This is a genomic window from Pseudomonas sp. EZ-C24, assembly GCF_014525325.1.
Lineage (GTDB): Bacteria > Pseudomonadota > Gammaproteobacteria > Pseudomonadales > Pseudomonadaceae > Aquipseudomonas > Aquipseudomonas shirazensis.
Map to the genome: position 1 here is coordinate 118,798 of NZ_JACDIU010000030.1, position 10,501 is coordinate 129,298.

11 protein-coding genes are annotated in these 10,501 nt (G+C 61.1%); 4 read left to right on the plus strand and 7 right to left on the minus strand.

Features of this window, described 5'->3' with window-relative positions; translation table 11 throughout:
• Positions 1–82 precede the first annotated feature (82 nt).
• The 3 genes from creC to IDM28_RS20965 all read right to left on the minus strand — a co-directional run bounded on the left by creC (position 83) and on the right by IDM28_RS20965 (position 2,812).
• Positions 83–1,516: a two-component system sensor histidine kinase CreC gene (gene creC, locus IDM28_RS20955; protein ID WP_181089461.1), complete on the minus strand. Its 1,434-nt coding sequence runs from the start codon at positions 1,514–1,516 to the stop codon at positions 83–85.
• A complete protein-coding gene (creB, locus tag IDM28_RS20960) occupies positions 1,516–2,196 on the minus strand; it encodes a two-component system response regulator CreB (RefSeq protein WP_181089462.1) in 681 nt (226 codons plus the stop codon). Before creB ends, creC begins: the two co-directional genes overlap by 1 nt.
• A 109-nt stretch (positions 2,197–2,305) precedes the next feature.
• Complete coding sequence (locus IDM28_RS20965) at positions 2,306–2,812, minus strand: ATP-dependent zinc protease (RefSeq protein WP_150570458.1); 507 nt, start codon at positions 2,810–2,812, stop codon at positions 2,306–2,308.
• A gap of 181 nt (positions 2,813–2,993) precedes the next feature.
• Here IDM28_RS20965 and IDM28_RS20970 point away from each other — a divergent pair, with 181 nt between their 5' ends.
• Together IDM28_RS20970 and IDM28_RS20975 are read left to right on the plus strand one after the other, a co-directional pair.
• Entirely contained in the window at positions 2,994–3,881 is an 888-nt protein-coding gene (locus IDM28_RS20970; protein WP_101322458.1) for an acyltransferase, read from the plus strand.
• A gap of 200 nt (positions 3,882–4,081) precedes the next feature.
• Positions 4,082–5,020 carry an RHS repeat-associated core domain-containing protein gene (locus tag IDM28_RS20975; protein WP_188036802.1) on the plus strand — a complete coding sequence of 313 codons (939 nt, stop codon included), beginning with the start codon at positions 4,082–4,084 and terminating at the stop codon, positions 5,018–5,020.
• On the opposite strand, the gene IDM28_RS20980 is transcribed toward IDM28_RS20975, so the two are convergent.
• Positions 5,021–5,596 (minus strand): DUF2780 domain-containing protein, encoded by a 576-nt coding sequence (locus IDM28_RS20980; RefSeq protein ID WP_101322460.1) that lies wholly within the window; start codon positions 5,594–5,596, stop codon positions 5,021–5,023.
• A 635-nt stretch (positions 5,597–6,231) separates the two neighbouring features.
• Between IDM28_RS20980 and IDM28_RS20985 the strand changes: the two genes are divergently transcribed.
• Together IDM28_RS20985 and IDM28_RS20990 are read left to right on the plus strand one after the other, a co-directional pair.
• Positions 6,232–7,149, plus strand: a complete 918-nt coding sequence (locus IDM28_RS20985; RefSeq protein ID WP_150570459.1) for an RHS repeat-associated core domain-containing protein — start codon at positions 6,232–6,234, stop codon at positions 7,147–7,149.
• 67 nt (positions 7,150–7,216) lie between these two features.
• On the plus strand, positions 7,217–7,405 hold the full coding sequence (locus tag IDM28_RS20990) for a hypothetical protein (protein ID WP_150570460.1): 189 nt from the start codon (positions 7,217–7,219) through the stop codon (positions 7,403–7,405).
• A gap of 99 nt (positions 7,406–7,504) precedes the next feature.
• On the opposite strand, the gene fdhA is transcribed toward IDM28_RS20990, so the two are convergent.
• The 3 genes from fdhA to IDM28_RS21005 all read right to left on the minus strand — a co-directional run bounded on the left by fdhA (position 7,505) and on the right by IDM28_RS21005 (position 10,499).
• Positions 7,505–8,704 carry a formaldehyde dehydrogenase, glutathione-independent gene (gene fdhA / locus IDM28_RS20995; protein ID WP_119137581.1) on the minus strand — a complete coding sequence of 400 codons (1,200 nt, stop codon included), beginning with the start codon at positions 8,702–8,704 and terminating at the stop codon, positions 7,505–7,507.
• A 294-nt stretch (positions 8,705–8,998) separates the two neighbouring features.
• Positions 8,999–9,856 (minus strand): formyltetrahydrofolate deformylase, encoded by an 858-nt coding sequence (gene purU, locus IDM28_RS21000; RefSeq protein WP_101322464.1) that lies wholly within the window; start codon positions 9,854–9,856, stop codon positions 8,999–9,001.
• 10 nt (positions 9,857–9,866) lie between these two features.
• Positions 9,867–10,499, minus strand: coding sequence for a sarcosine oxidase subunit gamma (locus tag IDM28_RS21005; protein ID WP_101322465.1), 633 nt, complete (start codon positions 10,497–10,499; stop codon positions 9,867–9,869).
• Positions 10,500–10,501: the final 2 nt, after the last annotated feature.

Consider the following 10,501-nt stretch of genomic DNA (forward strand, 5'->3'; position numbering starts at 1 on the left):
GGGGCCGCGTCATGTCAGGTTCACGCGGATCCTGTAGGAGCGGCCTTGTGTCGCGAGAGGGTCGCGAAGCGGCCCCAGCAATTCAACAGACGCGCCGCAGCGGCAGCCACAACCTCACCCGCACGCCGCCTTCGACGTTATCCACCGCCAACTCGCCACCATGCAGCTGCATCACCTCGGCGACAAAATTCAGCCCCAGACCGCTGCTCTTGCGCCCACTGCCTGGTCGCGGCAGCGAATAGAAGCGCTCGCTGACGCGCCCTATCGCGTATTGCGGAATTGCCTCACCCTGGTTGAACAGGCTCAACGCGACCCGCTCGCCGCCCTGCTCCAGCTCGAACAGCAAAGTCCCACCCGCCGGGGTGAAGTCCAGTGCATTCTCGAGCAGGTTGGCCAACGCCTGGCGCATCAGGTACGGATCACAACGCAACCGCACCGCCGCCGGCACGCGCTGGCGCACCTGCAAGCCAGCGCTGTCGATACGCGCTGCGTGGGCCAGCAGCAACTCGTCGACCAGCACCGCCAGCGCCACCTCCTGCTCATCCTCCAGAGCCTGCATCTGCTCGACCTGGGCGAGATTCAGCAAGCGTTCGATCATCTGCTGCAAGCGCCCGCTCTCACGTTCGATATTGCTGGCAAAACGCAGCCGCTGCTCGGCGGGCATGTCGCCCTGCAGCAGCTCGGAGGCGCCACGAATCGCCGCCAGCGGGCTTTTCAGCTCGTGGGTCAGGGTATGCACATAGCGCTCGACATAGGCCTTGCCGGCAAGCTCGGTGCGCATCCGCTCGACTGCGGTGGCGAGTTGCTCGAGCTCGCCGCCCTTGTAATGCGGCAACGCCGCGCGCTGACCCTCGCTGACCGCCTGGGCGTAGTGGGTGAGCCTGCGCAGCGAGCGCGCCAGCCACCACGACAACAGCGCACCGACCAGCAGGCCGAGGATGATCAAGCCCAGCCCAAGATTGAGCAGGCGCCGCTCGGCGCGGTCGATGTACGGCTGCAGCGAGCTGTTGGGCTTGGCCACGGTGACCACGCCGATGATCTTGCCGGCATCCATGATCGGCGCCGCGACGTGCATCACCGAGGTGCTTTCGTCATCCGGATCGCTGCGTGAAGAGCGCGCACCGTATTGCCCGTGCAGGGTCAGGTAGACGTCGTTCCAGCGTGAGTAATCCTTGCCCAGATCGACCCCGGCCGAGTCGAGCAGGACGATGCCATTGGCGTCGGTCACGTAGATGCGGTGGCTGACCTGATTCTTCGCCAGCCCCCAGATCTGCGCGCCGGGGCGGCGCTGACCGTACGATTCAAGCAACTGCGGCAAGCGGCTCTGGCCAAGGGTCCCGGCCTTGACGTCGTCGTGGAGGATCTCCGCCAGCAGGTTGGCAGTGTCGACCAGGGTTTCTTCGGAAGCCTGGCGCACCACCGGGCGAATCTGCTCACGCACGGTATTGAGCAAAAAATAGCCAGCCAGCCCGACAAACAGGAAGTACACCAGAAAGATCCGAATACCCAGGCGCATCAGGCGTGTTCCGGGCTGTAGCTGTAGCCCAGGCCGCGATGGGTCTGGATCGGCTCGGCGTCAGCGGCGACCTGGCGCAGCTTGGCGCGCAGGCTCTTGATATGGCTGTCGATGGTGCGCTCGTAGCCAGCGTCCCCCGCTACCCCCAGCGCGTCGAGCAACTGCTCGCGGCTGAACACTCGCTGCGGCTGCTCAAGCAAGCACTGCAGCAGGCGAAACTCGTGACGGGTCAGGGCCAGGCTGACACTGCGGTAAACGATCTGCATGCGCAGCGTGTCGACCTGAAACAGCGTCGCCACAGCGGGCGTTTCGCTGCGCGGCGCCATGCGCTTGAGGATCGCCCGCACCCGCGCGGCCACTTCGCGGGGGCTGAACGGTTTGACCACGTAATCGTCGGCACCGATCTCCAGGCCCAGCACCCGATCGATCTCGGCGTCGCGGGCGCTGAGAAACATCACCGGCACTTCGCTGAAGCGGCGCAGCTGGCGGCAGGTTTCAAAGCCACTGATGTCGGGCAGGCCGATGTCGAGAATGACCAGGTCGGCCGGCTGCAGGCGCTGGCGCTCGACGGCAGCGCTACCCAGGGTCACCCACTCGGTGCTGTGGCCGTCGGCTTGCAGGGCGTAGATCAGGGTGTCGGCGATGGCGGATTCATCTTCGACGATGAGGATATGGGGCATTCTTGGCGACAAGCCTCAAGCTGCAAGCTTCAACTAGAAGCGGATCGCGTGAACTTACACCGATCCGCTGTTTCTTGCAGCTTGTGGCTCGCAGCTTGAAGCTGCTCCGTCAGCACTCAGGCTTGCCAGCGGTAAACCTGCGCGCGGGGTTTACCGCCGCCTTGAATTCGCGCAACGCCTTGGCGCCAATCAGCAAGGGGTAGTTGAAGCTGCTGCGGTCGGTCAGGTTGACCTCGACGGTGCGCTTCTCGCCGCCCAGGCACAGTTCCAGGTCGACCACCGGCCGGCGCGCTGCCTCGGCGCTGTCGCCTTCGTCATCGTCCTCGTCGGCGCGGCTCTTGATCTTGCTGATGCGCGCAACCTTGTGCTCGTAGACCTTGCCATCGGCATCCTTGGTTGCCAGCTTGAAGCGCACCCAGTCCTCGCCATCACGGGTAAAGCGCTCGATATCCTTGGCCGACAACGAGGCTGTCAGCGCACCGGTGTCCATCTTGGCCTTGAGCGTTTCACCGCCGATCTCCGGCAGGCTGATGTACTCGTAGCGACCATACAGGGTCGGCTCGGCGGCCATGACCGGCAGGGCGAGCAGCGATAACAGGGCAAGCAGTGGTTTCACGGGCTAACTTCCTTGAGACGGGACAGTGCTTAGACTGCACAAGCGCGATAGGTTCGTCGCAAGAGCTTATCCAACATAATGTGAAACATTTGTCCCGGTCGTAGGCCATTGGAGGTTTGGCGTAGGCGATAACCACACTTATCATTGTCGACCGCTTATTTCACACAACAAGAGTCTCCTTATGCGTCGCCTGCTGACCGGCATCCTCACAACCATTCTGCTATTGCTCAACACCGTGGTGATGATCTGCCCGTTGATGGTCTTCGCCCTGCTCAAGCTGGTGCTGCCGGGCCGAGGCCGTGACTATGCGTCTGCAGGCGTGATGTGGATGGCCGAGACCTGGTCGGAGATCGACAAGGTCATTTTCGCCCTGTGCATCCCTACCCAGTGGGATATCCGCGGCGTCGACAAGCTGCGCCAGGACACCTCCTACCTGTGCGTGAGCAACCACCAGAGCTGGGTCGATATCCCGGCGCTGATCGAAAGCCTCAACCGCCGGGTGCCGTTCTTCAAGTTCTTCCTCAAGAAGGAACTGATCTGGGTGCCGCTGCTGGGCCTGGCCTGGTGGGGCCTGGACTACCCGTTCATGAAGCGCTACAGCAAGGCGTTTCTGGCCAAGCACCCGGAGCTCAAGGGCAAGGACCTGGAAATCACCAAGGCCGCCTGCGAGCTGTTCAAGCGCCAGCCGGTGACCGTGGTCAACTACCTTGAGGGCACGCGCTTCAGCGAGGCCAAGCGCCTTGAACAGCAGTCGCCGTACAAGCACTTGCTCAAGCCCAAGGCCGGTGGCGTGGCGTTCGTGCTGGCGGCGCTGGGCGAACAGCTCGACGCTCTGCTGGATGTGACCATCGTCTACCCGGGCGACCAGGCGCCGGGCTTCTGGGCCCTGCTCAATGGCAGCATCAGCCGGGTGATTATCGACATTCGCGTGCATGAGCTGGACCCGGCGTTGTGGGCGGGCGATTACGAGAACGACCCGGTGTTTCGCGAGACCGTGCAGGCCTGGGTGAACCAGCTGTGGGTCGAGAAGGACCAGCGCATCGAGCAGTTGCGCGCCGAGATGCGCTGAGGCTTGCAGCGGCTGAGCCGGCCTCTTCGCGGGGCAAGCCCGCTCCCACAGGATGTGCGCTTGTGGGAGGGGATCAATGTCCATCAGCCGCAGACGGACAGGAACGTAGGAAGCGCCCTAACACTTCTGCCAGTTATGCAACATCTCGCAGGCCGGGAAACTGAGCTGATCAAAGACTCAGCGCCTGCGAGGCCAGCCCCGTGAACAAACGCCTTAACTTCTACCAAAGCGGACAGATCAATCTCGAGATCACCGGCAACCAGAACTGGAAGCTACTGCAGGGGGCCGGTCAGCCGTTGGCTGAGCGGCGCGACAGCCACTCGGGCATGGACATTCAGCTGTTGATAACGGACAGCCAGAAGTCCGTGTTGAAGACGCACGGCGGCCTTGGCGCAGCCACTTGCATCTATACCGCCTATGGGCATGACGCTCGGTCACAGCCTGCGGCGCCGCGACTTGGGTTCGCGGGTGAACCTCCCGAGCCATTGACCGGCAACTACCTGCTGGGCCAGGGGTATCGCGCCTATAGCCCGGTACTGATGCGTTTCCTCGCACCTGACAGTCTGAGTCCGTTCGAGGAAGGTGGGTTCAATGCTTATGGCTACTGTGCGGGCGACCCCGTCAACTATTCAGACCCGACAGGGCACCATCCAGCGGTGTCAGCGGAGCTTCTGAAAGCCCAGATAGCAAAAATGCGCTCGGCTTCCGCAAAACGTTCCACCCCGCAACCGGTCAAGAAACTGCCCGGCAAAGACGCATCAGGAGAACCCCTGCGCTCCATATTGATAAAAGAGAAGCGCGCTGACCGACCGAAAAAGTCAGTACGCATCGCTGACACGCCGGGTCGCAGTGATGTGAAAACGGATACCCCGACCGCCTTGGTGGCAGCACCAACGGCCCAGTCCATCTTCAAACAAAGGATGGCGCTCTCGAGAGCGTCAGGGAATATCTACGCTGAGCTTGAAAAACTGGAGCACCACTATGTAGGGGCTTTGCATTACTCCGGGAGTTCGCCCCAAGCCAGACGCCCGCCAGGCAAACTGATATCAGCAAAACTGAAAAGCATCGGCGAGCTAATCGGCAACAGGCGCCAACAGCTATTCGAGCTTCGCGACGCCGCCGAACGCCTTAGAACCTGATCAAACCGAAGGTGTTGTTGCAGGCGCCGGAGTGGTCCACAGGCTACCCAGGTTCTGCAGTAGCGAACCGGCGATGCCTTGTTGACCGAGGTACTGGAGAATCAGCGGGGCGAACTGGCCGATCATGCCGGTATCCATGCCCAGGGCCTTGAAGGCGCTGTCCAGATCGCTGCGGTCTTCGACGTTGTTGCCCAGCGCGTTGCTCAGGGCCGATTGTTTGTCACTGTTCTTGCCGAGCAATTCGCCCAGGCCACTGAGGCCACCGAGGGCGTTGGCGCCGGAGAGCAGGTCCAGGCCGGGCACGGCCTTGGTCAACTGGCCGTAGTCGTCGCTGCTGAGGTTGTTGCGCGCCAGGCCGAGCATTGCCCCGGCGCCGCCCACGGCCTGTTCGGGGGTGATGTTCAATTCGCTGCCCAGAGTGTTGAGCAGATTGGCCGATTCGGCGGGTGCCTGCACTTTGCCTTGTGACTGCTGGCTTTGCGCGGCGGACACGGCATTGGCGGCGTCGCTGAAGTTGAAGGCGAACGCTGGCGTTGCGGCCAGGGTCATCAGGGTTGCCAGGGTGAACGCTTTCATCGGGGGGACCTCGTCGGCCGGAATGGCCTGGGAAACGAGGCATTCGACTGGGGGTTTGGAGGTTTGTTCCGGGCCGGGTATCGGGCCGTTTTCATCCAGCGGGGGGTGGTTTTCGGGCTTCCAGCTTGACGGCAGATTGCCGGGGCTGCTGCGCAGCCCTCTCGCGACACAAGGCCGCTCCTACAAGTACGGCGCTGCCTTGAGCCTTGCGCTGTATCTGTAGGAGCGGCCTTGTGTCGCGAAAGGGCCGCGCAGCGGCCCCAGCAATCTGAGGGACACAATCCGATTCGCTGAACCCCACTTGTTCAGGGCAGCCGACCCGTCCACATCGGGGTGGCAGCTGCACGCTGGGCGGAAAACCAAGTCACAAGGCAACCCTGGCAGGCCGCACTGACTCCTGCGTACAACTGCCATAAACAGCCATCTAATTAACCGAGTTCCCACAGGGCATTTCCTAAGGCCATGTATGACTACCAACCGTGCGCAGGAAGTTTTGCATCCTAAAGCGGGAATTCAGAAAGCACGCCAAACAGAACTAGTACTTTTGCCAGTTGTGCCCGCTCATTCACTCGCCCGACACTGGAGCAAACTCCCCCTGCACCAAGATCGCAGGCAACTCACATGAGCATGCACTAATGACCAAAACCAATGCGGGCGACCGCCTGTACTTTCATCAGGGCGACAAACTCGCCACCGTAAAACAAGGCACGCAAAATCACAGCGTATTCCGTAGCCTCGATACCGCCTTGGCAGAGCAATTAAACTGTGACAGCGAACCCGTGAGGTTCCTGACTACCGATGGCAATGGATCAGTGCTCCAGGTAAAAACTGACCAGCAACTGGAGAGCCTCCCTTACACCGCCTATGGGCACTCCGCATCACAGCCCTCAACCCTGTCACTCCTGGGATTCAATGGTGAGCGCATTGATCCGGCAGAGCTTTATATCCTAGGCAATGGTTATCGTTCACATAATCCTCGCCTCATGCGCTTCTTATCGCCAGACAGCCTCAGTCCGTTTGGCAAGGGGGGCCTCAACAGCTACGCTTACTGCGGTGCAGACCCTGTAAACTTCACCGACCCGTCTGGACACTTCCGACTGTTCGGTCGCTTGTTCGCACCCAAACTACCCAAACATGTAAAAAACGCGGCTACGGGAGGATTACCCAGCTACTCAAAGGCGAAAAAAAAGAAATATGCCGTGCCCGGCGAGACGCTACCCAGTTACGATGAGACTCTCAGAGATTACCCCAAACAGAGAGAGATAAGAATCACAGCGACCGCACCCCTTTTAAGTAAATTAGAAGCTCGCGTCAAGAAGTACGACAGCTACATTGAACGCCAGCACGTAAAAGCTGATAAAGCCAACAGTGAATACACAATTTACCAAGCCAGTGCCAACCAATACGTCAACGGCTCTGACATGTGGCGCTTCTATACAAGCAAGGCAAATTTGGCCTACGACAAGGAAGCCTATTACAACGTGAAATCAAGAGACTTTACTGCCGATAGGGATAAGATAATTGCGGCCATTGCAGAGCTAAGACAGACTTAATCCTATTATCATTACGGCTGCACAGCATCTATCAGCGGATGAATACTGGGGTTTGCGAGGACAAACGATGAAGATCAAAAACAGCAACTTATACTTTTATCAAGGCGGCACCCTCGCCTCCGTCAAACAAGGCACCCAAACCCGCACAATCCTGCGCGGCGCTGATATGCCGCTTGCCGAGCGGCATTCAGAGGCCACACAAGGTACGGAGCTTTTGGCAGCCAACGCGCTAGCCGACAGGTCATCTGCGGTCTAGGGATCGAGCATCAGAACAAATCCTGACATTCACCCTGCCAATCATCCCGGCCTCCCCTAAAAAAAGCCCCTGAAAAGGGGCTTTTTTCTTGAGGTCACATCACGCCGCACTGAACGTCTTATGCGGATCAATCACAAACTTCTTCGGCACCCCAGCATCAAACTCGCCATACCCCTCAGGCGCCTGATCCAGGCTGATCACCTGCACGCCCACCACTTCAGCAATATTGATCCGGTCCCACATGATCGCCTGCATCAGCTGGCGGTTGTACTTCATGGTCGGGGTCTGGCCGGTGTGGAAGCTGTGCGATTTCGCCCAGCCCAGGCCAAAGCGGATGCTCAGCGCGCCGATCTTGGCGGCGGCATCCACCGCGCCCGGGTCTTCGGTCACGTACAGCCCGGGGATACCGATGTTGCCGGCAACGCGGGTGACCTGCATCAGCGAGTTGAGCACGGTGGCCGGCGCTTCATGCTTGGCGCCCTCGTGGCCATGGCCGCGCGCCTCGAAGCCGACCGCGTCAACGGCGCAGTCCACTTCCGGCTCGCCGAGGATGTCGACGATCTGCTCGTGCAGCGGGGTGTCCTTGGACAGGTCGACCACCTCGAAGCCTTGCGACTTGGCGTGCGCCAGGCGGGCCGGGTTGAGGTCGCCGACGATCACGCAGGCGGCGCCCAGCAGCCGTGCCGACGCAGCAGCCGCCAGCCCCACCGGGCCGGCACCGGCGACATACACGGTGCTGCCAGGGCCAACCCCGGCCGTCACGGCGCCGTGGTAGCCGGTAGGCAGAATATCGGACAGGCACGTCAGGTCACGGATCTTTTCCATGGCCTTGTCGCGATCCGGCAGTTTCAGCAGGTTGAAGTCGGCGTAGGGCACCAGCACGTATTCGGCCTGGCCGCCGGTCCAGTCACCCATGTCGACATAGCCGTAGGCGCCACCGGCGCGGGCCGGGTTGACGGTGAGGCAGACGCCGGTGTGCATCTCTTTGCACGAGCGGCAGCGGCCGCAGGCAACGTTGAACGGTACCGAGACCAGGTCGCCGATTTTCATCCGCTCGACGTCACGGCCCATCTCGATGATTTCACCGGTGATCTCGTGGCCCAGCACCAGCCCGACCTGGGCGGTGGTACGGCCACGAACCATGTGCTGGTCGGAGCCGCAGATATTGGTGGAGACCACCTTGAGGATCACACCGTGCTCGATCTTCTTGCCGCGTGGGTCCTGCATTTTGGGGTAGTCGATGTTCCGCACCTCGACTTTACCGCCGCCGAGATACACCACTCCACGGTTACCAGACATGCTCTTACCTCGCTTGATTTGTACTTATGCAGCGTTGGTTGAAGCGCCGCCATCCATGGGCGGCATGTGTTACTGGAATGGGGGAATTGTGGGCTTGTGGCGGGGAAATGCCGTGACTGGAAACGACAGTGGCTTGCCCGCAGGCGTCAGGTGGGTCTGGAGATAGCCGGGGGCGCTTTGCGCCCCTTTCGCGACACAAGGCCGCTCCTACAAGGACCGCGTCGGCCCAAACTACGCGGTCCTTGTAGGAGCGGCCTTGTGTCGCGAAAGGGCCGCAAGGCGGCCCCGACGATCTCAGAGCACCACCGTCCGATTGGCGTTGAGAAACACCCGCCGCTCAATGTGATACCCCACCGCCCGCGCCAGGGTCAGGCCTTCGATATCACGCCCCTTGGCAATCAGGTCTTCGGGATAGTGACTGTGATCGACCACTTCGACCCCCTGGGCAATGATCGGCCCTTCATCAAGGTCGTTGTTGATGTAGTGCGCCGTGGCACCGACCATCTTCACACCCTTGTTGTATGCCTGGTGATACGGCTTGGCACCCTTGAACCCAGGCAGCAACGAGTGATGAATGTTGATCGCCCAGCCATCCAGGCGACGGCACAGTTCAGGCGACAGCACCTGCATGTAGCGCGCAAGAATCACCAGCTCGGCACCACTCTCCTCGATCACCTGCAGCACCTTGCGCTCTTGCGCAGGCTTGTCCTTGGGGTCGAGGGCGAAGTGGTAATACGGGATCTTGTGCCAATGCGCCAATGGCTCGAGATCGGGGTGATTAGAGATCACCGCGACCACGTCCATCGCTAGCTGACCAATGCGCTGACGGTACAACAGGTCGTTCAGGCAGTGGTCGGCCTTGGACACCATGATCACCACCTTGGGGCGGTGATTGGGTGCGGTCAGCTCGAAGGTCATGCCAAACGCATCGCTGCGCTCGGCCAGGCCATCACGAAAACCCGCCTCATCGAAATCATCTGGCTGGCGGAACTCGACGCGAATGAAGAAGCGCCCCGACAGCCGATCATCGAAGGAGTGGTGCTCGGTGACATAGCAACGCTGCTCGTAGAGAAACCGCGTCACCACATCGACCGTGCCGAGCATGCTCGGGCAGTCGGCGGTGAGAATCCAGGTATCCGGTGCCCGACTCATGTGTCTCTCCTTAGGCTTCGATGCTCAGGCCGTATTCAGCCGAGGCGTCCTGCAGCCACATCCACCAGTAATCGGCGAAGCTGCGGCGAATCACCAGTTCCCAGGTATCTTCACCGGTGCGGCGGATCACCAGCTGCGACTTGGCGAACACCGTGCCGACCGCCTTGCCCACCGGGAAGTTGTTTGGATGTACATCATAGCTGGTGGATTTCATCAGCACGTCGCGCACGTTGGCGCCCTGCAACTCGAGCAGGGTCTGCCCGCCGCTGACATTGACCACCTGAATGTGCAAGCCCGCGAGGGCGTCGCGCAGTTGCTGCTCGACCGCAAACTCCTGCCCGCCCGGGACGATCAGCAGCCACTCATCCGGGCCAACCCACTGCAGCGAGGTCTCGCCCTTGGCGACCACGGTCAGGGCTACCGGCAGCTCCAGGCCGAGGGCCTTGTGTACACCGCTGGCAAAGGCCGGATCATGGCCGTCGCCACGCAAGGTCAGATGACCAAGCAGTTTTTTCTCGCGCAGGGTCACGCCTGCGTTGTTGCGGCCCTTGCCCACCAGGCTGGCGAGGTCTGCATGGTGCAGCGGCGTCTGGGCCTTGGCCTCGGCGCCGGGGTTTTGCTGGAAGACGTTGATAGCGCTCATTG